General features: G+C 59.3%; 16 protein-coding genes. 3 read left to right on the top strand and 13 right to left on the bottom strand.

Going from position 1 to position 25,298, the window contains the following annotated elements:
* Nucleotides 1-80: 80 nt before the first annotated feature.
* The 10 genes from ACVVH8_RS12830 to ACVVH8_RS12785 form a co-directional block, all read right to left on the bottom strand.
* Nucleotides 81-1,487 (bottom strand): APC family permease, encoded by a 1,407-nt coding sequence (locus ACVVH8_RS12830; RefSeq protein WP_475230576.1) that lies wholly within the window; start codon nucleotides 1,485-1,487, stop codon nucleotides 81-83.
* Nucleotides 1,477-3,864 carry a TonB-dependent receptor plug domain-containing protein gene (locus ACVVH8_RS12825; RefSeq protein WP_475230573.1) on the bottom strand — a complete coding sequence of 796 codons (2,388 nt, stop codon included), beginning with the start codon at nucleotides 3,862-3,864 and terminating at the stop codon, nucleotides 1,477-1,479. The genes ACVVH8_RS12830 and ACVVH8_RS12825 overlap by 11 nt, the downstream gene beginning before the upstream one ends.
* A gap of 430 nt (nucleotides 3,865-4,294) precedes the next feature.
* Nucleotides 4,295-4,960, bottom strand: a complete 666-nt coding sequence (locus tag ACVVH8_RS12820; RefSeq protein ID WP_475230570.1) for a sulfite oxidase-like oxidoreductase — start codon at nucleotides 4,958-4,960, stop codon at nucleotides 4,295-4,297.
* Nucleotides 4,961-5,108: 148 nt separating this feature from the next.
* A complete protein-coding gene (locus ACVVH8_RS12815) occupies nucleotides 5,109-6,164 on the bottom strand; it encodes a substrate-binding domain-containing protein (RefSeq protein ID WP_475230567.1) in 1,056 nt (351 codons plus the stop codon).
* 24 nt (nucleotides 6,165-6,188) lie between these two features.
* Nucleotides 6,189-7,214, bottom strand: coding sequence for an ABC transporter permease (locus tag ACVVH8_RS12810; RefSeq protein ID WP_475230564.1), 1,026 nt, complete (start codon nucleotides 7,212-7,214; stop codon nucleotides 6,189-6,191).
* Nucleotides 7,207-8,763 carry a sugar ABC transporter ATP-binding protein gene (locus ACVVH8_RS12805; RefSeq protein WP_475230562.1) on the bottom strand — a complete coding sequence of 519 codons (1,557 nt, stop codon included), beginning with the start codon at nucleotides 8,761-8,763 and terminating at the stop codon, nucleotides 7,207-7,209. The genes ACVVH8_RS12810 and ACVVH8_RS12805 overlap by 8 nt, the downstream gene beginning before the upstream one ends.
* An 8-nt stretch (nucleotides 8,764-8,771) precedes the next feature.
* Complete coding sequence (locus ACVVH8_RS12800) at nucleotides 8,772-9,443, bottom strand: methionine ABC transporter permease (protein WP_475230559.1); 672 nt, start codon at nucleotides 9,441-9,443, stop codon at nucleotides 8,772-8,774.
* On the bottom strand, nucleotides 9,440-10,240 hold the full coding sequence (locus ACVVH8_RS12795; RefSeq protein ID WP_475230556.1) for a methionine ABC transporter ATP-binding protein: 801 nt from the start codon (nucleotides 10,238-10,240) through the stop codon (nucleotides 9,440-9,442). The genes ACVVH8_RS12800 and ACVVH8_RS12795 overlap by 4 nt, the downstream gene beginning before the upstream one ends.
* Nucleotides 10,237-11,046, bottom strand: coding sequence for a MetQ/NlpA family ABC transporter substrate-binding protein (locus ACVVH8_RS12790; RefSeq protein WP_475230553.1), 810 nt, complete (start codon nucleotides 11,044-11,046; stop codon nucleotides 10,237-10,239). The genes ACVVH8_RS12795 and ACVVH8_RS12790 overlap by 4 nt, the downstream gene beginning before the upstream one ends.
* Nucleotides 11,047-11,073: 27 nt before the next feature.
* Nucleotides 11,074-12,120, bottom strand: coding sequence for an isopenicillin N synthase family dioxygenase (locus tag ACVVH8_RS12785; RefSeq protein ID WP_475230550.1), 1,047 nt, complete (start codon nucleotides 12,118-12,120; stop codon nucleotides 11,074-11,076).
* 720 nt (nucleotides 12,121-12,840) lie between these two features.
* Between ACVVH8_RS12785 and ACVVH8_RS12780 the strand changes: the two genes are divergently transcribed.
* A complete protein-coding gene (locus tag ACVVH8_RS12780; RefSeq protein ID WP_475230547.1) occupies nucleotides 12,841-14,385 on the top strand; it encodes a methyltransferase regulatory domain-containing protein in 1,545 nt (514 codons plus the stop codon).
* Between the two features lie 45 nt (nucleotides 14,386-14,430).
* Here the strand turns inward: ACVVH8_RS12780 and ACVVH8_RS12775 are convergent, their stop codons facing one another.
* From ACVVH8_RS12775 to ACVVH8_RS12765, 3 genes are all read right to left on the bottom strand, one after another.
* Entirely contained in the window at nucleotides 14,431-14,715 is a 285-nt protein-coding gene (locus ACVVH8_RS12775) for a hypothetical protein (protein ID WP_475230544.1), read from the bottom strand.
* A complete protein-coding gene (locus ACVVH8_RS12770; protein ID WP_475230542.1) occupies nucleotides 14,712-15,362 on the bottom strand; it encodes a DUF3885 domain-containing protein in 651 nt (216 codons plus the stop codon). Before ACVVH8_RS12770 ends, ACVVH8_RS12775 begins: the two co-directional genes overlap by 4 nt.
* A gap of 121 nt (nucleotides 15,363-15,483) precedes the next feature.
* On the bottom strand, nucleotides 15,484-15,771 hold the full coding sequence (locus ACVVH8_RS12765; protein ID WP_475230541.1) for a hypothetical protein: 288 nt from the start codon (nucleotides 15,769-15,771) through the stop codon (nucleotides 15,484-15,486).
* A gap of 178 nt (nucleotides 15,772-15,949) precedes the next feature.
* Between ACVVH8_RS12765 and ACVVH8_RS12760 the strand changes: the two genes are divergently transcribed.
* Nucleotides 15,950-19,153, top strand: a complete 3,204-nt coding sequence (locus tag ACVVH8_RS12760; protein WP_475230538.1) for a hypothetical protein — start codon at nucleotides 15,950-15,952, stop codon at nucleotides 19,151-19,153.
* Between the two features lie 1,332 nt (nucleotides 19,154-20,485).
* On the top strand, nucleotides 20,486-25,228 hold the full coding sequence (locus tag ACVVH8_RS12755; RefSeq protein WP_475230535.1) for a beta strand repeat-containing protein: 4,743 nt from the start codon (nucleotides 20,486-20,488) through the stop codon (nucleotides 25,226-25,228).
* The last annotated feature ends 70 nt before the right edge of the window (nucleotides 25,229-25,298 follow it).

Raw genomic sequence — 25,298 nt, 5'->3', positions numbered from 1 at the left:
GGAGAGGGGACTGATTGGGGGATATTTGAGAAGTACAGCGACTTGAGCGCTTTTCGCTGAATCCATAATCGACCCGTTTTTCAGGTTGATGTATCCCGCAAGACTCTGCGGTTGGCCCCCTTTTCCTCTGGGAGAGGATCAGGGTAAGGGGATGGCGTCAGGCGGCTCAACACGGCTAAAAACACTGCGCCAATCAGCAACACCCCAATCCCCAAAAAAGCTCCCCAGCCCACCACCGTCACGCTCGAATACAGCATGTACAGACACAAGCCGAAAAACAGCAGCGGCAACAGTGGATACAGCGGCACTTTCACCGGCCGTGGCACCTGAGGAAACCGCCGGCGCAGAATGATCAGCGCCACACTGCTCAAGCTCAAAAACAACCAGTACACCGGCGTCAGGTACTCGACCATGGTGTTGAACCCGCTCTGGGTAAAGCTGCCAAACAGCACCAACAGCAACGCCACAGCACCTTCCGCAAGCAGCGCTTTACGCGGTACGCCGTGGCGATCATCCCAGCTTCCGAAGCTGCGCAACTGCGGCACATCGCGAGCAGCGGCGTAAGTGGTGCGGGCGCCGACCAGCAGGGTCGAATTGATGGTCGCGATTGCGGCGATGCCGACCATCAGCAGAATCAGCATCACCCCGGGCGCACCGAATGCGCGGTTCAACAGTTCAACCGCCGGCGCATTGCTGGCCGCCAGTCCGGCGAATCCCAAGCCCTGGATGAACGCCCAATTGAGCGCCAGATAAATCACCATCAACACGGTCAATGCGCCCAGCATGGCGATGAAAATGCCGCGCCGACCGTCACGCACTTCTGCCGACAATGTCGCGGCGTCACTCCAGCCACCGAACGCCAGGAAAACAAAAATCATCGCCGCCGAAAAACCGGCCATACCGGTGTTTTCCGCTACTGCCGACACACTTGGTGCGGGTGGTTCGATACCTTGCCAGGCGAGAAAAACACCCGCACTGGCAATGCTCAAAAAACCCAACGCTAACAGTCCCACAAGCAATGTCTGGGTAAGGAAGCCAATGTGTTTGCCGGTGAGATTGAGCAACACCAACGCAGCAATCACCGCGCCGGCAAACAGCCCCGAGCCGTACTGCCCGAGCGGCACCACGGCGTTGACGTAATCGGCAAACATGAACGCCGACAACGCAATCCACCCGGTGTGCATCACCGAAAACCGCGACCAGGCAAACAGAAATCCCATGCGCTCGCCGTAAGCCGTGCGCAGAAAATGATAGTCGCCACCCGGATGCGGAAACGCCGTGGCCATCTCGGCAAAACACAGCGCACCGATCATCGACGCCACACCGCCGAGCACCCAAACCAGGTAGAAGTGCTCAGGCCCGACGTTGAGTGCCACGGTCGGCGCGGTTTTCAGGATGTCGGTGGTGATCACCATACCCAGCGTGATCAACAGCGCCTGAAACACCGGCAGATGCCGACCCGGCCCCTGCCCCGACTCAGAAGCCATAAGTGGCGCGGGCGTAGTAGTAAGCGCCGTTGGTGCCGATCGGCGAGAGCACGTCGTATGGCAGGTTACCGCCATAGTTGATCGCCGAACCGGAGCGTTCCGGATAGTTGTCGGTGAGGTTGTTACCACCCACGGCGATGTTGAACTTCGGCGTGAATTTGTAAGTCACCTCGGCATCCAGCTGCCAGACCGCGCCGTAGGTTTGCTCCGGTTGCGAGTCGCCGAAATCGAACACTCGGGTGGTCTCGCCTTGGCGGGTCAAGCGTCCGAGCAGGCCCCAGTGTTCACTCGCCCAGTTCGCGGAAAAGATGAAGCGGTCCTTCGGTGCGGCGTCGGTCAGGGTGTTGGTCTCCTCGACGCCGACCAGTGCGTCGTTGCCGATCCCCAGTGCAGTCAGCTGCGAAGGCGTGCCTTTGGTGCTGGTGACTTTGGTGTGGTTGTAGGTGTACGCGGTGGTCAGGCCCAGTTGCCCCTCGTAGAACGGCTGATGGTAATTGAGCACCAGTTCGGCGCCGTGGGTGCTGGTGTCGGCGGCGTTGGTGAAGAAGTTGACGTCGTGCACGCCAGCCACGCCGTAGTTGTCGTTGATGAAGGTTTCCAGGGCGTCGCTGCCAATGCGTTGCGAAAGAGTGATGCGGTCCTTGACGTCGATGCGAAACACATCCAGCGACGCGTCGAAGCGCTCGTTCAACTGGAAGGTCAGGCCGAGGCTGAAATTTTTCGAGGTTTCCGGATCAAGCTTTTCGGCGCCGAGGGCGCGAGCGATCGGGTCGTTGACCGAGAGCACACGAATGTCGGTGAGCGTGCCGCCCTCGCCGAAGTTGCTGGTGGTGGTCTGGAAACCGCTCTGCGCCAGCGACGGTGCGCGGAAGTTGTTCGACACCGCGCCGCGCAATGCCCATTGCTCGGTGAGTTTGTAGCGGCCGCTGAGTTTGCCGGTGAGCTTGCTGCCGGCATCATCGTAATGCTCCCAGCGAGTGGCCGCGTCGACGAAGAAGTTATCCGTGAGATCGCCGGACAATTCGGCGTAGCTGCCGAACACGTTGCGGTCCAGATCCGACTCTTCGCTCGGGCGCAGGCCGTTGGCGCCGTCGGCTCCGGAGCCGATGTAAGAGGCTTCGTCACCGGCGTAGGTCAGGTAGTTTTCGTAGCGGTATTCGCCGCCGACGGCGAGGACAAACGAACGGCCGCCGAGGCGCAATTCGCGGCTGAAATCGAGGTTGCTGGTGGTCTGGCGCAACTCGTAATCGCCGGTATCGAATTGCGTCGGCGAATCTTCGCCAAGACTGACGTTGAGGGTGCGCCGGGTTGACGATTCGAAGCGGTTGCGGCCATGGGTGACGCTGCTGTCGAAGTCCCAGTCGTCGCCGATCATGCCTTTGAAACCGGCGGTGGCGGAGACGTCCTTGTTGTCGCCCAATGACTGCGGCAAATAACCGTTGGGGTAGAACTGCGGTTGTTCGTACGGGTAGCGATAGAACTCCGCACCCGTGGTGTGGCGCTGGTTGTAAGTGCCGAAGCTGTAGGCCTTGCCGCCGGCCAACGGCAGTTCGCTGTTGAACCAGAGATTGACGTCGCGGGCGAGGCCGTCACCCATCACGTAGTTGCGCTGGCCCGGTGTATCGGCGAAACCGTCGAAGCCTGCGCGGTTGGTCGGGTTGCGATCCTTGTACTCGGTACCGCCCCGGATGAAGCCGCCCTCCTCGCCGAGACGCGTACCGATTTTGGCGGTGGTCACACTGTTCTGGCCGTCGGTGGTGGTCTTGTCGATGGCGTCCTGATGGGTGTGATAAGCGCCGTAACTGGTGGACACTTCGCCGCCCTCGGGGGCGTCGTCGAGGATGATGTTGATCACCCCGGCGATGGCGTCGGAGCCGTATTGCGCACCAGCGCCGTCACGCAGCACTTCGATACGTTTGATCGCGCTGATGGGGATCGAGTTGAAATCCACCGGCGCGGTGCCGCGACCGATTTTCGACGAATCGTTGACCACTGCCGAGGTATGGCGACGCTTGCCATTGACCAGCACCAGCACCTGATCCGGGCTCATGCCGCGCAGTTGTGCGGCGCGAATATGGTCGGCGCCGCCGGAGTTGGACTGGCGCGGCAGGCTGAAGGACGGCAGCAATGTCTGCAACGCCGCGCCCAATTCACCGTCAGCGGCGCCGGCGGTTTTCAGGTCTTCGGCGGTCAACACATCCACGGGAACCGGCGAGTCGAGCACGGTACGAGAGGTGCCGCGTGTGCCCGTGACCAAAACGGTGCCGAGGCGGGATTCGCTTTCAGCGCTGGTGGACGTGTCTTCGGCCCGTGCAGGCAGTTGCCAGATTACACTGACAACAGCGGCGGCCAGTAATGAACGGGAACGGTAATGCATATAACAGCTCCTTGAATCGCAGTTAATACCCGGCCGTCACCGACAAAAGAAAGTCGGCAATCAATGCACGGCAATGTCTGCTGTAGTTTTAGAAATCAGGAAGGCAGCGAAGGCTGTTGAAACGTTAAGTATCGGTAAGGCGCAGTATCCCCAGAGTGAATGTTTTCCCCTTGAAGCCCGATGCTAGACGAGGGGAAGACTTTCGCAAAAGAACCAATAACACTTAGGTTAGATCGCTATAAAGGAGTGTTCTTAGTTCAGCACAAGTGTTGCTGAGCCAACACTTCAAGCAACTAACAAACAACTAACAAACCTGTAAACACAGCCCCTGTGGGAGCTGGCTTGCCAGCGATGGCGGTGTGTCAGGCAACACAAATAGTGACTGCACGGGCCTCATCGCTGGCAAGCCAGCTCCCACAGGGTAAGTGTCTTAGTCGAAGTCTTTTTCCAGCCAGGCATCTTCGGCAATGTCCAACGCTTCGGCACTGAAGCGCTGTTCGGCAAACGGATCAGCATGTAAGTGAAAGCCGTTGCGCTCCCAGAACCCCGGTTGCTCCTGCTCGATAAATTCCAGCCCGCGCAGCCATTTCGCGCTCTTCCAGAAGTACCGCCCCGCTACCACCAGACGCAGTGGCCAGCCATGTTGCGCGGTCAACGGTTGGCCTGCGTAGTGAGTCGCCAGCAGGGTGTACGGATGCAGCAAGTCATCAAGCCGCAGGTTGGTCTGGTAATCGTGATCGGCGTGGGCCATAACGAAATTCGTTTGCGGCTGGATATCGAAAGCTTGCAACAGATCCTGCAGGTGCACCCCGCTCCACTGCGTATCGAATTTCGACCAGCGCGTGACGCAGTGGATGTCGCATTGCAGTTGGCGTTGCGGCAGCGCTTGCAGGTCGGTGTATCGCAGTTCGACTGGATTTTCGAGCACGCCGAACAAGCGCAGTGACCAGTTCGCCAGATCATATTCCGGCACGTCGCCTTCGTGCAGGATCGGGAAACGCTCGGTCAGCACCTGACCCGCAGGCAACCGCCCGCCGAATGCAGGATCTGCTTTCGGAGAGCGGCTTTTGCGTAATCGCGAAGCTTTGTTGTGCATGTTCACCCCAACCTCATGACTTGAAACCTCAACCTGTGGGAGCTGGCTTGCCAGCGATGGTGGTGTGTCAGTCACCAAGATATTGATTGAACGGGCCTCAATCGCTGGCAAGCCAGCTCCCACAGGGTTGATTGTTGTATTTGAGGTTTCAGTTCGGAACGGGTATCCAATCCGTCCGCGCCACATTCGCGGTATCGCCAAACGCCGGGAGCTTCTGCGCCAGGTCGCGTACGTTTTTCACGTCCAGATCGAGCAGTTGCTGGCGGGTGATCAGCGTCGGCGGCACCAGCACCTGGTGCCCCGGATTCTCCCCGGCAATCAACATCGCCAGACTGCGCACACTGATCGCCCCGGCCACTTGCGGATTGACCGCTGCCGTCGCCGCCCAGGCGCTGTCCGGCTCTTTCATGATCTGGATATCGGCGGTGGAAATATCGGCGCTGTAGATCTTCACCTTGCTCGCCAGCCCCGCCTCGTCGACGGCGATTTTCGCGCCTTTGGCGAACTCGTCGAACGGCGCAAATATCACGCTGATCCCCGGATTCGCCCGCAGCACCGCACTGGCCTGATCCGCCACCGAGTTGGCAATCGGTGGATTCAACGTGCCGAAACGCGCCTTCTCGACGATCCCCGGATTGGCTTTTTTCACCTGACTCCAGATCTCGTCGCGCCGCTCCATCGGCGTAAAGCCGCTGATGTACACGTACCCGGCATCGAACTTCGTGCCGTTATCCTTCACCGCTTGATCCAATGCCAAACGCGCCAGCGCATGGTGATCCTGCTCGACCTGAGTCACCTGCGGCGAATTCAGATCGACATCGAACGCGACAACCTTGATGCCCTTGGCGATGGCCCGGTCAATCGGCGCCTTGAGCGTTTCCGCCAGACCAAGCTGCACGATGATCCCGTCAACACCCAGATCAATCGCCTGATCGATCATCTCGCCCTGACTCGCCGCCTGCTGCCGCGCATCGAATACGCGCAGATTGGCGCCAAGCGCTTCAGTCTGTTGCTCCACACCGCGCAGATACGCCTCGGGGAAATCCCCGGAAAACAGATAACCGACCAACGCGATCTGCACCTGGCCCTTGTCGAACGGTGCCGGTGCGCCGGGCAAGGCCTTGGCCTGCGCGTTGAGCGCCAGTGCCGAGAACACGGCGCCAGCGAGGCAGTGACGGGCGAACTGTTTGATTGAACCGTGCATACAACTTCCTTGACTGAAAGCGGCTCAACGCGCCCGATGCGCGAGGCCAAACGTGAACATCAGGGCCAGTACCAGCACCAGTCCCTTGACGAAATCCTGCGCGTAATACGGCGCGTTGAGCATGGTCAGACCGTTGAGCAACGAAGCCACCAGCAGCGCGCCGACCAGGGTGCCGAAGGCGTTGGGTTTCTTCGCGCCGAGGACGGCAAAACCGATCAGCGCCGCGCCGAGCGCATCGAGCACCAGACCGTTGCCCGAGCTGACATCGCCGCGCCCCAGCCGCGCCGCGAGCAGCAATCCACCCAGCGAGGCCAGCAATGCCGAGAGCACGTAGGCCAGCAGTTTGAAACGCTGCACCGGCGCCCCGGCCAGACGCGCGGCCTGCTCGTTGCCACCAATGGCATAGAACAAACGGCCAATGCGCGTGCGCTCCAGAAACAACCAGACCGCCAGCGCCACCAGCGCTGTGATCAGCACCGGAACCGGCACCACGTCCCACAGCCGCCCACGGCCCAGCGCCAGAAAAGCCGCACTGAAAGTGCCTTCGGTTTCAACGCCATTGGGCAAGGTCATGCCCACCGCAATCGAACGCCCGCCCGTTGGAATCAGTTGCACACCGATCACCAGAAACATGCTGCCCAGCGTCGCCAGAATGTCCGGCACCCGCAGCTTGACGATCAGCCAGCCGTTGAGCAGGCCGACCAGCGCGCCGCCCGCCAGACTGATCAACACCGCCGGCACTGCGCCCCAGCCGAGCACGACCATCACGTAACTGGCGATCATCAGGCTCATCGCCGCCACCGCGCCGATGGACAGATCGAGGCCGCCGACGGCCATGGTCAGGGTCACGCCCAGCGCGAGCAGCGCCACAATCGACACCGATTGCAAAATGCTGAACAGGTTGCCGACGCGCAGAAACGCCGGCTCGGCAAAACTGAAAAACACCACGATCAGCGCCAGCAGCCACAACAGGCCATAGCGAATCAATGCTTGCAGCAGGCGCTCGGCAGGTGCCGGTACGGTCGCTATCAGTGAACTCGAATCAGGCACTCGCTCTGCTCCTTGGCGTGGCTTGAAGGGAAGAAAAATCATCATCGCTGCCGGCCAGCGCGGCGACCAGCGTGGCGCGCTCGAGAGCGGCACGCGGGTATTCGGCGACCACCGCGTGATCGCGCACCAGCAAAATCCGGTCGGCGATTTCCAGGGCTTCATCGACATCTGCGCAGATCACCAGTGTCGCGCGGCCCTTGGCGCTGTCGCGTAGCAGTTGGCCGATCTCGCGGCGGGCGCGCACGTCGACACCTTGGAACGGCTCATCGAGGATCAGCACCCGCCCGTCCCCGAGCAGCCAGCGGCCGAGCACGACTTTCTGCTGATTGCCGCCAGACAACGCGGTCATCGGCACATCGATACCGACGGTCTTGATCCCCAGCGCCGCCACTTGCGCCTCGACCGCCGCCGCTTCAGCGCGATTGCGGATAAAGCCGCCTCGAGTGAAGCGTTCGAGAAACGGCAAGGTCAGCGTGCGACGCAGGGAAAAATCCGGTACCAGCGATTGACTGGCGCGATCCTCGGCGGCGAAGAAAACCCCACTGCGAATCGCCTCACCGGGTGAGCCCGGCAGCCAGTCAACCCCGTCGAGTTGCGCGCTGCCGGCCAACGCTTTACGCAGCCCGAACAGCACCTCGGCGATCTCGCTTTTGCCGGCGCCGAGCAAACCGGTCAGCACCACCACTTCGTTTTCGTGCAGGGTCAGGTCGAAGACTTGCGAGCTCGGTAGAATTTTTATCGCGTTCAATTCCAGCACCACGCGCCCCGCCACTCGCGGGGTATAGACATGGGCGGCCAGCGCCTGCCCGAGCATGGCTTGCACTGCTTCGGGCAATTGCTGCGCGGTGAATTCCCCGGCCAGTCGCCCGTCGCGCAGGACGATGGCGCGATCCGCCATCCGCTGCAGATCCGACAACCGATGCGAGATGTACAGAATCGCCACGCCACGGCTGCGCAAGGTGTCGATCAAACCGAACAAGCGCTGCGCTTCCGCATCGGACAGCGCCGCCGTCGGCTCATCGAGAATCAGCAAACGCGGCTGCAAGGCGAACGCCCGGGCCAGCACCACCAATTGCCGTTCGGCCTGGCCCAGATGCTCGATCGGTTGCTCCAGCGGCAACGTCAATCCGAGCCCGGCGGCAATGCTCGCCGCACGCTCGAGCAGGCGTTTGCGGTTGAGCCAGAAATTCGCGTCGGGCCGGCACAGTTCATCGAGCAGCAAGTTCTCGGCCACGCTCAAACCCGGCGCAATGCCTTCGTTGATCTGCTGATGCACGGCGACAATCCCGTCCCTGCGCGCCGACAGCGGCGAGTTGAAATGCCGCGGCTGCCCCTCTACCAGAATCTCGCCGCCGTCGGCGGTCTGACTACCGGCAAGAATCTTCACCAACGTCGATTTGCCCGCGCCATTGGCCCCGAGCAACGCCACCACTTCGGCGGGATGAATCTCCAGGCTGACCCGGTCCAGCGCGCGGTTTGATCCGAATAGCTTGCTTACTTCACGTACACGAATCAGCGGCGTGGACGCCACAGAAACAGGCGCACTCATAAATGTCCTTAACGTCGATGTGCCAGCGCACGCACCAGTCGATCGCCCAGGCTTTGCACGCCTTGAACGAGAATAACCAGCACCACCACGGTGGCGACCATCACTTCATTGTTGAACCGTTGATAGCCGTAGCGGATCGCCAGATCGCCGAGCCCGCCGCCACCAATCACCCCCGCCATCGAGGAAAAACCGATGAGCATCACCAGCGTCAGGGTGATCCCCGCCAGCAACGCCGGCAGCGCTTCGGGCAACAGCACTTTGCAAATCACATGACGAATATCGCCGCCCATGGCGAGGATCGCTTCGATGCGGCCTTTGTCGACTTCGTCCAGGGCGTTTTCGACGATGCGGGCGAAGAACGGAAAGGCGCCAATGGTGATCGGCACCACAGCGGCGGTGCTGCCCAGCGTTGTGCCGACCACCAGCCGGGTCAGCGGAATCAAAGCAATCAGCATCACCACGAACGGCAGTGAGCGCCCGAGATTGACCAGGCCACTCAACGCCGCATTGAAGCGCGACATTGGCAGCAGACCGGTGCGCCGACTGATGAACAGCAACACCCCCAACGGCAGCCCGATCAGCAGTGTGAGCAACCCGGCGAGGAGGACCATGTACAGGGTTTCGCCAGTGGCGTTGAGCACCAGTTGCAGGATTTCATCCCAATTGATTGAGCGGTTCATGAGTGCGCCGCCCGTACGCCGTATTGCCTGAGAAAACTCAGCCCGGGCGCGTCATGGCCCAGCGGCAGTCCGCAGGTCGGACGCAGCGAACTGCCGAGATGCGAGTGTGGGTCGGCGAGCAGTCGTGGCACTGGTCCGGACTCGACCAGACGCCCGTTGGCCATGAATGCGGCGTGATCGCAGATCGACTTGACCACGTCCAGCTCGTGGGTGATCAACACGATGGTCAGGCCCAGTTGCCGGTTGATGTCGCGCAACAGTTCAAGAATCGATGCGGTGGTTTCCGGATCGAGGGCGCTGGTGGCTTCGTCCGACAGTAGATAAGCCGGCCGCGCCGCCAGCGCGCGGGCGATGCCGACACGCTGTTTTTGGCCGCCAGACAATTGCGATGGAAACGCCTCGGCCTTGTCGCTCAAACCGACCAGATCGAGCAATTCACCAACTCGTTCATGACGTTGCGGTTTGGCGACCTTGGCGATCTCCAGCGGCACGGCGATGTTGTCGAAGACATTACGCGAGTGCAGCAGGTTGAAGCCTTGGAAAATCATGCCGATGCGCTGGCGTTGCTGGCGCAGGTCGCGGTCGGACAGCGTCGTCAGATCGACACCGTCCAGCAGAATGCGCCCGTTGTCCGGGCGTTCGAGCAGATTGAGGCAGCGCAGCAGCGTCGATTTACCCGCGCCGCTGCGCCCGAGAATACCGTAGACCGCACCGTCGGGAATGCTCAGCGACACCTGATCCAGCGCAGGTGCCGATGCCGACGGGTAAGTCTTGCTCAACTGCTCGACGACGATCATGGCTTGCCGGCCGCCACCGGGATCACCGAACCGGCGAAGTTATCGGTGATGTATTTGGCCACTTGCGGCGAGGTCAGATCCTTGGCCAGTTGCGCGATGCGTGGATCGTTTTGCAATTTCGGTGTGGTCACCAGAATGTTGGCGTAAGGGTTGTGCTCGGCCTTCTCCAGGCCCAGCGCATCCTTGGCCGGCACCAGACCGGCGTCGAGCGCGTAGTTGCCGTTGATCACCGCCAGATCGACATCGTCCAGCGAACGCGGAATCTGTGGCGATTCGATTTCAAGGATCTTCAGCTGTTTGGGGTTTTCGGCGATGTCCTTGGGCGTCGCTTGAGCGGTTGCAGGGTCGTTGAATCCGGGCTTGAGTTTGATCAGGCCGTTGTCCTGCAACAGGTACAGCGCTCGACTCAGATTGGTAACGTTGTTGGGCACGGCGACGGTGCCTTTTGCCGGCACGTCGGCGAAGCTTTTGTGCCGGTGCGAGTAAATGCCCAACGGCTCGATATGCACGGTGGCGGCTACTGCGAGTTTCTCGCCGAGGGCCTGCTCCTGGGATTTCAGGTACGGCAGATGCTGGAAGTAATTGGCATCGACATCGCCATGCACCAGCAGCTCGTTGGAGTTCACGCCGTTGGGGATTTCGATGACTTTCAGGTTCAGCTGCGGATCGATTTTTTGCACGTAGGCCAGAATCTGCGCGTGGGGCACCGGGTCGGCGGCGACACGCAATGGTTCAAGCGCCTGAGCGCCGAACGAGGTCACCAGCGCGCCGAGGACGGCCAGGGTCAAACCTGCTTTTTTCAACATGTTTTGTGTCCTTGAGCGAATGATGATTCAGGCGGTTTTGCGAACCGGCGCTTGCGGCAGCAGTGCATCGGCATAAAAGCGCTGCGCGACATCGGGATGCGAGCGCAAACGCCCCTTGAGGTAGTTCCAGCCGACATCGCGAAATAGAGGATTGAGCGGGTCACTGGCCGGCCCGCGTGCCTCGCGCAACAACGCGGTCGGCAAGGGATACAGCGGCACGGTGGCGTCAAGTTGCGCACCGAGGAAAAAGGCGATGGACAGGCGCTCGCTGCCCGGCGGCGGCGAAACCACCCGGTGCACCGTGGCACGCAGATAGCCGTTGGTGGCCAGTTCCAGCAGTTCGCCGATGTTCACCACCAAGGTATTTTCGCGAGGCAGCGCATCGATCCAGCGCCCTTCTTCGATCTCCACTTGCAGACCCGCCTGTTCGTCTTGCAACAGGAAGCTGAGGAAACCCGAATCCTTGTGCGCGCCGACGCCCTGATTGCTCGCATCGACCGGCTGACCGGGATAGCGCATCAGTTTGATGTGTTCATTGGGTTTGTCGCCGTACAGCTGATCAAACGCATCCGAGCGCAGCGACAGGGCCTGGGCGAAGGCTTGCAACAGGCGCAGGGACATGCGCGTCATGGCTTGCTGCCAATCGAGCAGCAACGGTTTCAGTTCGGGCAGTGACTCTGGCCATTGATTCGGGCCTTGAAGGCGCGCCCAGAACGGGCTGTCGGGTTGCAACGGCAAGGCTTCGCGTTCGGCGCCGATATCGAACTGTTCGCGCTGATCTGGCTTGCCCCGGGTGATTTCGGAAGCGGCGCGGTTGTAACCACGAAAATGCGCAGAGTTGATCATGCCGACGGCGGTTTTTTCACTGTCGGGCAAGGCGAAGAATTGCCGGGCGTGGTCCTGCACTTGCTTGAGCAAGCCGCTGTCGATGCCGTGGCCGGTCAGGTAAAAAAAACCGACGTCGCGAGCGGCGTGGCGCAGGTTTTCCAGAAACTCATAACGCTGTTGTGCTGTGCCTTCGAACTGTGAAAGGTCGAGCGTCGGTAATGCGGTGATGTCGAGGGTATGCGGCATGATTCACTCCCGTGTGAACCAAACCAGAAGAGCCTTTGATCGATTCAGCGTGCGCCGTCATGGCAATCGGGGGTCTATCGGTTTGATGCTCTGATTCGTTGATGAATCAAAACTAAACGATATATAAAACGCCGGACAAATATCTTTTTTGCATTAGCTTAGGTCGGATTTCTTTTGGTTTTTTGGTGTTTGTCAGCCTTGTGGAGTGTCAGGTAGATCGCTGCCCCCTCACCCCAGCCCTCTCCCCCAAGGGGGCGAGGGGAAAGGGAGCCGATCTCTATTGGTTTCAAAAATCAGGCTCTACTCGACTGTTCAGGTCGGCGTAGCTCGCAAGGTCAACTCGATCAGTCCCCTCTCTCCCAAGGGGCCGAGGGGGAAAAGGAGCTGATCTTCATCGCTTGCGAAACCGCGGTCGACGCGATGTTGCAGCTTGGTGCACTTCGCTATACCAACCCGGTCAGTCCCCTCTCCCTCGGGAGAGGGCTAGGGTGAGGGGTGCAGGCGGCGCGGTATCAAGCTTGCTGCACGCTCGAGTGGCAAAACGGGCAATTGAACCTGAGTTTGGCGGGCTGTGATCGCACACTTTCAAGATCTTCAGACGTGTGCGGCAGAAAACCTGAAACGAAAAGACATACTCACCGGCATATTGTCCTTGTGGCACGTCACCGCTACCCCTTATAAGAGCAACTTTTCAGCCTCGAAACAAAAGGATACGAAAGCATGAGCGACGCCTGGAACGAAGGGTATTTCACCGACGAAGGCTACACTTACAGCTACAGCCGGGAAATCAATCCTGTCTTCCAGCGCTACTGCTTGTTGTTGCGCGGCTTTGCCACTCTGGAATCCACGCAGGCCTATCACTGCGAGTTGGGCTTTGGCCAAGGCGTTTCGATCAATATCCATGCCGCAGCCAACCCGGGTTCATGGGTCGGCACCGATTTCACACCCTCACAGGCCGCCCACGCCAGCACCCTCGCCAGCGACTGGAGCAGCGACGCGCGACTGTATGACGACAGTTTCGAGCAACTGCTCGCCCGCGATGATCTGCCGCAATTCGACAGCATCAGCCTGCATGGCATCTGGACCTGGGTGAGTCGCGACAACCAGAAACTGATCGTCGAGTTTGCCCGGCGTCATCTCAAACCGGGCGGGATGCTGTACGTCAGCTACAACTGCTTCCCCGGCTGGTCGCCTGCGGCGCCGCTGCGCAATCTGTTCAGCCTGCACGACCGCTTTTCCAAGTCTGCTTCTGCAGGCCCCGATCAACGCATCGATGCCGCCCTGCAATTTTCCGAAGCACTGCTGGCCGCCAACCCCAACTACGCCAGCAGCGTGCCGAACCTCGACGCAAAACTGCAGAGCATCAAAGGGCAGAATCGTCAGTACATCGCCCATGAGTATTTCAATCGCAGCTGGGACTGCATGTATTTCACCGACGTCGTCGATGCCATGGCCCCGGCCAAACTCGACTATGTCACCACCGCCGTGCCGCTGGACTCGGTCGACCCGCTCAACCTCAGGGCCGATGGCATGGACTTCCTGGAAGGGATCGAGCATCCGATCATGCGTGAGCAGGCGCGTGACTATTTCGTCAATCAGAGTTTCCGTCGTGATCTCTACGTACGCGGCGCTACCCGGCTGTCCGCTGCCGAACAGCGCCAAGGCTTGTTCAACACTCGTTTCATCTTGCTGCAAGCCGCAGAAAGCGTCCCTCAACATGTCCGCGGCCCTGCGGGCGAAGCCTCGCTGCAGAGCGAAATCTACGGCCCGGTACTGCTGGCGCTGGCAGCCAACGACTACGCACCGAAAACCTTGCGCCAGTTGGCTGCTGCGGCATCCGCGCTGCCTTATGACGACGTATTACAGGCCCTCAACGTGTTGATCGGTATGAGTGCCGTGGCACCGTGCCAAAGCGTGGCGGCGGAAAACCAGGTGCGGGCGCGATGCAACGACCTCAACTTGCTGCTCTGTTCGCGCTCGTTGTTGAGCGACAAGATCCAGGTGCTGGCCAGCCCGGTCACCGGTGGCGGCGTCACCGTCAGCCGCTTCGAGCAACTTTTCCTCATTTCGATCAAGCAAGGTCAAACGCACCCGGCTGAATGGGCGCAACTGGCGTGGGCGATCGTCGGCGAACAAGGCGAAGTCCTCGTCAAAGATGGCAAGCCGCTGATGACCGCCGAAGAAAACATCGCTGAGTTCACTGCGCGTGCTCACGTGTTTGCCGAGAAATCACTGGTGATTCTCAAGGCGTTGGGTATTGCTTGATTCGGTGACAAGACGGGTGACGCTCGCTCGCCGTCACCCGGCTTGTTACCGCGAGCGCCTATTGCCTTCGGCTTTTAGCCACTCACTGGCGACAAAGCCGTGCCCACACAGGTCGCAGTAAAAACCCTCGACCAGTTGCTCAAGGGGCGGGGCTTTCAGGCGCTCGGGCTTGCACTCATCGACGGCGAGTTGATCGAGGCGTTGATAGCCTGCTTTCTCCTCACCGTTGAAACGTTTTGCGGGGCTGGCTGCACCGATCAGAATGGCTTTAGGCCTCACCTGTTCGGCGGATTTACAGCGAGGACAGGCTTGCATGGTCTTAACGGTCATGACATTTGATTACCCGAAACGATAGCAGCGCCCGCAAATGCGCTATCCATTGCAGCCCGGTCGTAATCCAGCAGCCAGGCATTGTGCCGGTGATAAAGATCACTTAGCAGCGCCTTGTTGGGCCCGACAACATCCATCCCTCGATCGTCGTACGGGAAAACCATGACGCGATCTGTCAGATTGAAGAGGTACACGGCGCAGTGCAGTGTGGGCTCAATCGCGCCAAAATCTCTGGCCAATGCACACCAGAGAAAAGTCTGCAGTTGGGCCGCAGGCACCGTGAAAGCGATGTTGAGCCAATACTCGGGCTGGTTTTCGTCGAACCAATCCTCTGAATCAATCGGCTCATCCCAAAGCGAGCGCGTTGCAGGTATGTCAATGCCCAGTGTTCGTAGCGTTTGCAACGAAGGCCGATGGGCGAACCGGTTGCTCCCGGAGTGAGTGCGCAAACAGACAACGAGTTCGGAGTGACCGGTGAACACATCGCCACAGACGGCCTCTGCCTTGCGCAGGGCCATTAGAAACCTTTCAATCATCCCGCCCGATTCAGCGAGTTCGAAACGCAATCCCTGCGCAACGGAATAAAACAACGGTCGCGCAAAGGCCTTGCCTGAAAAAATTCGCTCTATTTCATGCTGCAGATTCAATGGGGCTCTTCCTGATGGCTCATGCACCCGGGCCTGACTGACCCGTTTCTGCCGTAACCCTGTATCGGCGACTCCCCAACCAACTCAAGCCGCTCTGGAAAACCACATTGCTCGTCCCCAGTCATTTGCACTTGGCCAACACCACCTGACACGTACCCGGCGTACCTCCGGAGCGTCCGGCATACCGCATGCAGTTGGCCATGGATTTTTGCCGGGCCATGTTCAAGCTGGAACCCCAGGCGAGACCACCCTCCCCGACCGTCGGCAGCGCTTTGGCGTAGCAACTGTCGCCGACGCCCGAGGGTGGATAGTGTTTGCGGTTTGAACAGCCAGAGGTCAGCGTCAGGCTGATGGCGATCAGGGTAGGCAGGAGCCATAGCGAGCGTCGGCCTGGTCGTGTTCCGACCATCGCAGTTCTCCGGTCAAAGCAAGAGGGTTGTGACGTACTGAGTCTAGCCGGTATGAGCGGCGCTCACCCTGCTACCGTTGGTCGGAAAACGGCCCGCACCTGTCAGATCTGACAGGTGCGCTTTTCCTAAATCCCGCGTTCAATCACTCCGTCACCTTCCCAACCGGAGTTCGCGCCCATGTCCGCCAACGATCTGCCCGAAAACAGCACCCTGATTTTCAATGAACTCGACATCCCCGGTCGCACCGGGCCGGTGTCCGATTCACCCAAAGTCTGGGGCATCAACCTCGCGGCGGCTCGGGACAATTTCCCCCGGCAGGGCCTGTTATGCCGGGCCGGGCCGTGGACCAATATGGGCGTTGGTGACAAGTTGGTGATTTATTGGGGCGCCGGGCAACAGGTGCTGCAGGAAACCATCGACGAAAACGAAAAAAATACCCAGTTGCAGATGTTTGTGCCCCCGGCCCGCATCACCGACGGTACGTTCCCGGTTTCCTACTCCGTGACCCGCCTGAACCAGACGCCCGAACCATCGGAAGTGATGAACGTGCGGGTCAAACTCACCCGCCCCGGCGGCCACGATGACAATGACCAGCCGGGCCATTCAAAACTGCTCATGACCCTGCCCCCAAAAATCATCAAAGACGGCATCGACAAGGAGAATGTCGCCGCCGGCGTGCCGATCACCATCGGCGCCGCTGGCTCGGTCCCTTATCAAAATGCCGCCGCTGGCGATGTGATTCAGGTGAGCTGGGGCGGCGTCTTCGTGCTCAGCACTCCGCTGACCCAGGATCAGGCGGACGGCAAGACACCGGTCATTGTGCACATCAAGGAGGCCACCATCCGTGAAGCCGGAGACTCGGGCGTCAAGGGTCTGGCCGTGGCCTTCGAGGTCTACGACGTGGTCGACAACCGCTCCGAGGACTGGAGCACCGAGCAACGGGTGGTGGTGGCGATCGACGCCACCCTGCTGGTGGCACCCATACTCAAAGAAGCGCAGAGCAACGTGCTCGACGTCGACAAACTGGGCGACGCCGATGGCACCGCGCAAGTCTGGGTGGACGGTGCTTCGTTCAAGGTCGGCGACACGCCGGTCCTGCGGATCAAGGGCACCCCGGTCGAAGGCGCGCCCATCGATGTGCAGATCAGGGGCACGGCGCTGATCAGCGTGCCGAGCACCCATGAAACGAAAATCCCCAACGCCGTGCTGCGCCAGTTGGCCAAGTCGCAGATCGCCCTGTCCTATCGCCTGGAAAAGGCCGACGGTACTGCCGACCTGCGCGCCAAGACCCAGTTCATCAGTGCCATCGGCGAGGTGCAACGGCTCCTGGCCCCCGTGGCGCTAGACGCTGTGTCGGGAGCTCTCGACCCAGCGCTGCCGCAAGTGCTGATCGACATCCCGTTCGACAACTCCTTCGCCGCCGGCCAGTCAATCAAGCTGTTCTGGCTCGGCACCCGCCCCGAACTGACCCCGTACCTGCCCGACCTGGATTTGCGCCCAATCACCAACGGCGATATCGCCAAAAAGGAACCGCTTCGGATCATCGTCGACAAAAAGCACTTGGCCCCGATCAACGGCGGCAGGCTTGAGCTGTACTACCAGTTGATCATCAAGGACGGTGTACTGGGCACGATGAACCGGGTCAACGCCACCCACGCCATCCGCGAATCGATCCACGCCGCCATCCTGCAAATCGGCGAACCGCGGCTGGAACTGCCGGAGCCGAAAGTGGCCGGCGTAGTCGACGGCGTGCTGCCCGCCGACACCCAAGGCACCACCCTCACCGTGGTGTACCTGAATACCGTCAAGGATGACGAAGTGGTTTACGAGTGGTTCGGTTCAAAAACCGGCAAGACCATCGACTCGCTCATCCTGAGCTCGTTCACCGCCGGCAAACCGGTTGCGTTCACCATCGACGCCAAGGTGATCAAGGACAACGAAGGCGGCACCGTATCGGCGTCGTATTTCATCAAGCGTGCGGCGGGTGGAACGAGTTATTCCAATCCGCAGGATTTCAGAGTCGGCGTGGCGCTGGACTTGAAAGAGCCGCAGATCAAGGAGGCCAATGGCAGCACCAGCCTCAATCCATTGGCAGCCAAGGACAGCCTGACCGCCATCGTCGAATACACCGGTATGGCCATCGGTGATGACATCATCATCACCTGGACCGGCACGCCACCGAACGGCTCGGACACCTCCGCGAAAAAAACCGTGACCACGCTGGGGCCACAATCGATCGAGCTGAAAAAATCGGTTGTAGCCTTCAACCTGGGCAAAGCGGTGACGGTGAGTTACACCGTGACGCGTGGTGGTGCGCCGGTGCCTTCGAAGGTTTTGCCGCTGACGGTGCTGACGATCCCGCATGAACATGCCCAACTGCCCAAGGCAACCATCGATGGCGCGTCCAATGATGATCTCGATGTGATCACCCTGGCCAACAATGCGTCCACCCGCGTGGCTGCCTGGCCTTTGATTGCTGCGAATCAGAAAATCTGGCTGCGCTACAGCGGCACCAAAGCCGATGGATCGGAGTACAAAAAGACGACTTATGAGGGGGAAACGTTACGCGGTGATGGCGTGATTGTAGGGCCTTACCCGGCGACACCGGTGGCCGAGTTGCGCGGTCTCAAGGACAACTCGACACTGAAAATCGAGTTCAAGGTCACTTTCGACGGCAGCCCCGATGAAGCCAAAGCAGTGACCTTCCCGTCGCGCGTTTACAACGTCAAAACCGTGCAGGATGTGAAACCGGTGATCAGCACGGTGCAAGACTCCAAGGATGAAGACATTCCGAATTACGGCGGCACGGTCGATCCCAAGATCAAACTGACCGGCACCGCAGCACCGCTTCAGGAAGTCGAGGTGTTCGACAATGGGGCTTCAAAAGGTAAATACACCGCCAATGACGCTGGCATCTGGACCTGCGAAATCACACTGACCGCCATTGGTACTCGCACGCTCACTGCCAAGGCGCTGTACGGTACGGGGCAGGTATCGCTAGGCAGAGTCGTCACACTTTCCAATGCCATCAAACCAAGCATCACCTCGGTGAAAGACTCCAAAGGCGTGGAGATCCCCGATAAAGGCACCACGCCCGATACCACCGTCAAATTGACCGGCGGCGGCACACCGCGTCTGAAAGTCGAGATCTTTGATGGCACGACACCCAAAGGCATCGCGGAGGTGGGTGCCAGTAATGGCAGATGGGAACTTGAGGTGACCGGCCTGAGCCTGACGGAGCACAGCTTTACCGCCAAGGCGCTGTACGCTCTAGGGGAGAGTTCCGCCGCCCGGACATTGACCGTAACCACCCCACTCACCGTGGACACGTCACCGCTTACCCTCGACGGGTTCAATATCTCGATCGCAGGCTCGGCCTGAACTGGGCACTCTCTGGTAACGACCCCGCCGGAACCTCATCCAACCGTGGCGCGCAAGGCGGGGTCCGACCTTACACCTATGTATCTTCCAAGCCGCTCATTGCCTCAGTTGATTCGGACGGCACCGTCAGAAGTGAAAGCAATGGCACAGCCACCATCACCGTACAAGACGCTGTCGGCCAAACCAAGCAGTTCGACGTCACGACTCGCAACGTACGCCGATACATATCATCCGAAAATAAGTACTTAACCTACCCCAAATATCTAGCATGGACTCAAACAGTGGGAGGTATACCTATACCCGTCCGCGACTTCTCCTCACACATCGACTTGTTAAACATTAAATACGTACGCTCATCCTCCGAGTACGAACGACTCTGGTGGTGGGGCGAGTATGTCGCGTCATCGGCAGGGAACCGCGAAACAAATGGACTCTATAATTTCCCACAAACCAACCAATGGGTCGTTGAAAGCGGGCTAGATGAGGCCAATAATTTCCATGGCATTGCTTTGCTCCCGGTTTTAGGAAAGTAGCACCTAACGCGGTTGTACGAAAAAACTTTATTCCACCCCCACTCGTCGTCCCGCGAAAGGCGGCGGATGGGGATTGCTTACTTAAACTGGCGTTCCTTCGCTGAACAGCAATTAACATGAGAGGCTATTGGACGGGGGTAACACTTTCCCAGGAACGTGAAACTCCGTTTAATATGAACGATAGGAGTTTTGTCGGGATGCTTTTTCAAAATCAGCTCATTAAACAGACTATTGAATACACCCATAGAGATAGCTAATTTCATATCGGACCCAATGCAAGCCCACTTTTTAATTTTTGGTATATGCCGGAAAGATGTCCAAGCCTAACGACTTATTCTAAATTTTAGCAAAGGAATACGGTCGAACTGCGGGCGGGTTTCTCGCGAAAGCAACGTGTCAGGAAACTTCAATGTTGATTGATATATCGCCTTCGTGAACAAGTCCAATCCCACAAGAATTTGTGGCCATTCTCCAAGAGTTACAGTTGACCACCCTGCTCTTTACACCCGCCTCCACTCATTCGCCATAGGTTTTGACTCGTACAGATTCCCAATTGCTCGCGTTCTCCTTCATCCGCAGGAAAGCGACTTGACGACTGTCCGTTGATTACCTTCAACCAATAAATCCCCGACATCGCTCGCACGCCATACTGGCCTCAATTGATGACTAATACCGTTCATCGGAAAACCCCGCGCACCTGTCAGATCTGACAGTAGCCAATCCGCCTCTATTAGCGCCCAATCAAACGAACCCTTTCATGCCTGCAGTTGTTGGCATCGCGCACAACAGGAGTTCCGAGATGTCTTCCAAAAGCCCCTTTCTATTCCCCGATATTGATTTCGATAACGCAACACTGGCGCTGCGCCCGCTTGTTATTCCGGGGATGGTGGATCCCATCCAGGACGGTGATGGCGGTATCAATCTCAAAGTGGTCGAAGACAGCGATGCCGGCATACTGTGTGTGATCCCTGCGTACATAGGCATGCACGAGGGAGATAAACACGTTATCTACTGGGACAAACAATCTGTTTTCACCAAAGAAGTAGAGGCCGATGAAGTCGACTTTCCGCTGTTCTTTTACCTGCCTGTAGCGATCGCCCGACCGGGCTGGGCTGAGGAGTGTCATTACCAGTTGACCCGTTTCGGTGGCACCGCGCCGGATGACCCTGCTGTATCACAGCGTTTGCTGGTCAAGCTCACCCGTCCCGGCGGGCGAGATGATCACCCGAATGATCCTGACGGCCATGGCAAACTGTTTCCGGTCACTCTGCCCCCAGAGGTCGTGCAACAGGGCATTGATGCCGAGTGGGCCAAAAAAGGCGTGCCCGTGACCGTGCCTTTCTACCCGGACATGGCAGTGCGCGACACGGTGCTGGTGAAATGGGGCAGCACCGCTCTTGCGCCCCACACCGTGACGCAGGACGAGGTGGATCACAAGACGCCAATCGTGATCATTGCCGATCAGGCCGCGATTCTGGCCGGTGGCGACAACGACGCGCTGGTGTTGCGCTACGACATTCATGACGAGGTGTGGAACTGGACCGTCCGCCATTCACAAAGCGCCCGTGTGCGGGTAGAAGCCGGTGCCTGGCGTCTGGGAATGCCCATCATCAAAGAGGCGATCAACGGCGTCATCACCATCAAGGATCTGAACAAACTGGACATCACCGTCCAGGTCAAGCTCGAGTCCGCGGACTTCGAGCTTGGTGACACCGTGACGATGTCCTGGATTGGCACGCCCCTGAACGGCAAGCCTTTGGTTCATACCGAGTCCAAACCGGTTGTCAGCATTCCAAGCATTCTGGAGTTTAAGGTGCCTTATGCGCAGATCAGAGCCATTGCCATGGGGTTGGGCGATGCTTCGTATGTGCTGACGAAAAAAAATGGCGCCCCTCCCCTGTCATCAAAACGCGCCTTTGCCGAGGTGATCGGTGACGTTTCGATGCTGCCCGAGCCGATCATTCGCGAACTGTTTGGCGACACGCTTGAGCCGGACGAGGCCCAGGCCACCGTGGATGTTCGCTACCCGGACATCGCCAATGGCGACCTGATCAATCTGATATGGGCAGGGACACGCGCCGGCGGCCAATCTTATCGGCACGAAGCGCAACATACTGTCAGCGACAACGAAGCCAGGCAGGGACTGGTGACGCTTTATGTAACCAATGAGCACATCCGGGTGCTGGATCAGGGCCGTCTCGACCTTTCATACCGGGTGTCCAACGATAAGGTCGCGCTCTACGGCGTCATCGAGTCAGAGCGGCTGCTGGTCAACGTGGCCCACCTGCACGCCACACTGCCGGTGCCGAAAGTCGAGGAGGCTGACCCACCGGACGTACTCGATCCGTCCGGTGTCCTGGACAGCGTGCATGTCTTGATCGACCAGGCCAGGACCCTCAGGAAAGACATCCTGACCTACTACTGGCGTGCGCCCGATCCGCTGGGCAGCACCAGCGACTGGTTGCCCATCACGACAGTCACTGAAGGTAAGCCGGTGCGGTTCAGGGTGGACGCGCAGTTCGTCACGGGCAACATCGGGGGCTATGTGAAAGTTCGCTATGCGCTTTGGCGAGCAGCCACACAGAAATATGAGTATTCAGCGACGCTTGATTTGCTGATCGGCGAAGTGGTGAGCCCGACGATCACTTCGGTCACCGACTCCAAAGGCGAAGAAATTCCCGATAAAGGCGTCACGGTGGAGACCCGCGTGACGCTGACAGGCACTGCGAGCAAGGGTCTGAAAGTCCGGGTGCTGGACAACGACACGCCGCTGGGCGAGCCGACGGCAGACTTGACGACGGGCGTCTGGACTTTACCGGTTACAGGTCTGAGCGTTGCGTTGCACAGTTTCACCGCCAAGGCACTGTACGGTTCAGGCGTGGAGTCCGACGTCAGGACACTGACCGTTACCGCCGCCACTGCACCGACACTGACGTCGGTCAAAGGCAGTCCAAGCGGGATTGAAATTCCCAATGGCGGCTTGACCATCGAAACCGCCGTGACCCTGAGCGGCGTCGCCGCCAAAGGTCAGAAAGTCGAAATCTTCGATGGCTCGACCACCAAGGGTCAAGCCACTGCCGATGCAACATCCGGCATCTGGACCTTGACCGTCACCGGCCTGAACGTTGCAGCGCACAGTTTCAAAGCCAAGGCCTTGTATGGCGCGGGTGCGGAATCGGCCGTCAGGACACTGACCGTTACCGCCGCCACTGCCCCCACGCTGACGTCGGTCAAAGGCAGTCCAAGCGGGATTGAAATTCCCAATGGCGGCTTGACCATTGAAACGGCCGTGACCCTGAGCGGGGTCGCAGCAAAAGGTCAGAAAGTCGAAATCTTCGATGGCTCGACCACCAAGGGTCAAGCCACTGCCGATGCAACATCCGGCATCTGGACCTTGACCGTCACCGGCCTGAACGTTGCAGCGCACAGTTTCAAAGCCAAGGCCTTGTATGGCGCGGGTGCGGAATCGGCCGTCAGGACACTGACCGTTACCGCCGCCACTGCCCCCACGCTGACGTCGGTCAAAGGCAGTCCAAGCGGGATTGAAATTCCCAACGGCGGCTCGACCATTGAAACGGCCGTGACCCTGAGCGGGGTCGCAGCAAAAGGTCAGAAAGTCGAAATCTTCGATGGCTCGACCACCAAGGGTCAAGCCACTGCCAATGCAACATCCGGCATCTGGACCTTGACCGTCACCGGCCTGAACGTTGCGGCGCACAGTTTCAAAGCCAAGGCCTTGTATGGCGCGGGTGCGGAATCGGCCGTCAGGACACTGACCGTTACCGCCGCCACTGCACCGACACTGACGTCGGTCAAAGGCAGTCCAAGCGGGATTGAAATTCCCAACGGCGGCTCGACCATTGAAACGGCCGTGACCCTGAGCGGGGTCGCAGCAAAAGGTCAGAAAGTCGAAATCTTCGATGGCTCGACCCCCAAGGGTCAAGCCACTGCCGATGCAACATCCGGCATCTGGACCTTGACCGTCACCGGCCTGAACGTTGCAGCGCACAGTTTCAAAGCCAAAGCCTTGTATGGCGCGGGTGCGGAATCGGCCGTCAGGACACTGACCGTTACCGCCGCCACTGCCCCCACGCTGACGTCGGTCAAGGGCAGCCCGAGCGGGGTTGAAATTCCTAACGGCGGCTTGACCATCGAAACGGCCGTGACCCTGAGCGGGGTCGCAGCAAAAGGTCAGAAAGTCGAAATCTTCGATGGCTCGACCACCAAGGGTCAAGCCACTGCCAATGCAACATCCGGCATCTGGACCTTGACCGTCACCGGCCTGAACGTTGCAGCGCACAGTTTCAAAGCCAAAGCCTTGTATGGCGCGGGTGCGGAATCGGCCGTCAGGTCACTGACCGTTACCGCCGCCACTGCCCCCACGCTGACGTCGGTCAAGGGCAGCCCGAGCGGGGTTGAAATCCCCAACGCCGGTTTGACCATCGAAACGGCCGTGACCCTGAGCGGCGCCGCCGCCAAGGGTCAGAAAATCAACGTGTTCGACGGCGAAACATTCAAGGGCCAAGTCACCGCCAATGCATCGACCGGTGCCTGGACCTTGGCCGTCACTGGCTTGAACGTGGCCGCGCACAGTTTCAAAGCCAAGGCTTTGTATGGCGCGGGTGCGGAATCCGCCGCCAGAACGCTGACCGTTACCGCCGCCACTGCACCGACACTGACCTCGGTCAAGGGCAGCCCGAGCGGGGTTGAAATCCCCAACGCCGGTTTGACCATCGAAACGGCCGTGACCCTGAGCGGCGCCGCCGCCAAGGGTCAGAAAATCAACGTGTTCGACGGCGAAACATTCAAGGGCCAAGTCACCGCCAATGCATCGACCGGTGCCTGGACCTTGGCCGTCACTGGCTTGAACGTGGCCGCGCACAGTTTCAAAGCCAAGGCTTTGTATGGCGCGGGTGCGGAATCCGCCGCCAGAACGCTGACCGTTACCGCCGCCACTGCACCGACACTGACGTCGATCAAGGGCAACCCAAGCGGCAAAGAAATCCCCAAAAATGGTACGACAATCGAGACAGCTGTAACCCTGACGGGTGCTGCCGCCAAAGGCCAGAAAGTCGAAATCCTCGACGGCACGACCAAGAAGGGAGAAGCCACCGCCAATCCATCGACCGGCGTCTGGACATTTCCACTCACAGGTCTGTCCATGGGCGCTCACAGCTTTACCGCCAAGGCTCTCTATGGCAACAAACCGTCCTCGCAGGTATACGTCGTGTATACCGGGGAAAATTGGCGCACCATCTACGGTGCCGGAATAATGTGGTTTACCAACGGCTTGAACACGCCCGCAACAATTGGCATTAATAGTAATAACATGGGTTATCACCTTGGCCCTACGAGTTTCCGATCCGGTCCCGGGAGTAATTCGACCGGCTCGTGGACAGGTAGCGCGACTCCAGGAAACGTTTGGCTTCATGTTCCGGCAGGTGTGTTCAGAAGAGTCTCTCCTGGAGAAATTTATCTTGAAGTCTATATTGACGGAGAAAGAAAACTTCCCATTTTTGTACAAGGCAGAGCCCTCGATTAGATAGAGCATTGAGTCTCCCGGTGACAGGCGACCCATGATGGATGTGAAGCATGAAATCGCAAGGCTCGAT

The sequence above is a fragment of the Pseudomonas trutticola BRTCR10 genome (genome assembly GCF_056155105.1).
This window is presented reverse-complemented; position numbering and strand designations above follow the sequence as displayed.

What these genes read in the sequence shown, in the direction of transcription:
- ACVVH8_RS12775 (WP_475230544.1), bottom strand. Translation starts at nt 14,715, where the DNA reads ATGACCGTTAAGACCATGCAAGCCTGTCCTCGCTGTAAATCCGCCGAA.
- ACVVH8_RS12820 (WP_475230570.1), bottom strand. Translation starts at nt 4,960, where the DNA reads ATGCACAACAAAGCTTCGCGATTACGCAAAAGCCGCTCTCCGAAAGCA.
- ACVVH8_RS12830 (WP_475230576.1), bottom strand. Translation starts at nt 1,487, where the DNA reads ATGGCTTCTGAGTCGGGGCAGGGGCCGGGTCGGCATCTGCCGGTGTTT.
- ACVVH8_RS12785 (WP_475230550.1), bottom strand. Translation starts at nt 12,120, where the DNA reads ATGCCGCATACCCTCGACATCACCGCATTACCGACGCTCGACCTTTCA.
- ACVVH8_RS12780 (WP_475230547.1), top strand. Translation starts at nt 12,841, where the DNA reads ATGAGCGACGCCTGGAACGAAGGGTATTTCACCGACGAAGGCTACACT.
- ACVVH8_RS12755 (WP_475230535.1), top strand. Translation starts at nt 20,486, where the DNA reads ATGTCTTCCAAAAGCCCCTTTCTATTCCCCGATATTGATTTCGATAAC.
- ACVVH8_RS12790 (WP_475230553.1), bottom strand. Translation starts at nt 11,046, where the DNA reads ATGTTGAAAAAAGCAGGTTTGACCCTGGCCGTCCTCGGCGCGCTGGTG.
- ACVVH8_RS12795 (WP_475230556.1), bottom strand. Translation starts at nt 10,240, where the DNA reads ATGATCGTCGTCGAGCAGTTGAGCAAGACTTACCCGTCGGCATCGGCA.
- ACVVH8_RS12800 (WP_475230559.1), bottom strand. Translation starts at nt 9,443, where the DNA reads ATGAACCGCTCAATCAATTGGGATGAAATCCTGCAACTGGTGCTCAAC.
- ACVVH8_RS12805 (WP_475230562.1), bottom strand. Translation starts at nt 8,763, where the DNA reads ATGAGTGCGCCTGTTTCTGTGGCGTCCACGCCGCTGATTCGTGTACGT.
- ACVVH8_RS12825 (WP_475230573.1), bottom strand. Translation starts at nt 3,864, where the DNA reads ATGCATTACCGTTCCCGTTCATTACTGGCCGCCGCTGTTGTCAGTGTA.
- ACVVH8_RS12760 (WP_475230538.1), top strand. Translation starts at nt 15,950, where the DNA reads ATGTCCGCCAACGATCTGCCCGAAAACAGCACCCTGATTTTCAATGAA.
- ACVVH8_RS12765 (WP_475230541.1), bottom strand. Translation starts at nt 15,771, where the DNA reads ATGGTCGGAACACGACCAGGCCGACGCTCGCTATGGCTCCTGCCTACC.
- ACVVH8_RS12815 (WP_475230567.1), bottom strand. Translation starts at nt 6,164, where the DNA reads ATGCACGGTTCAATCAAACAGTTCGCCCGTCACTGCCTCGCTGGCGCC.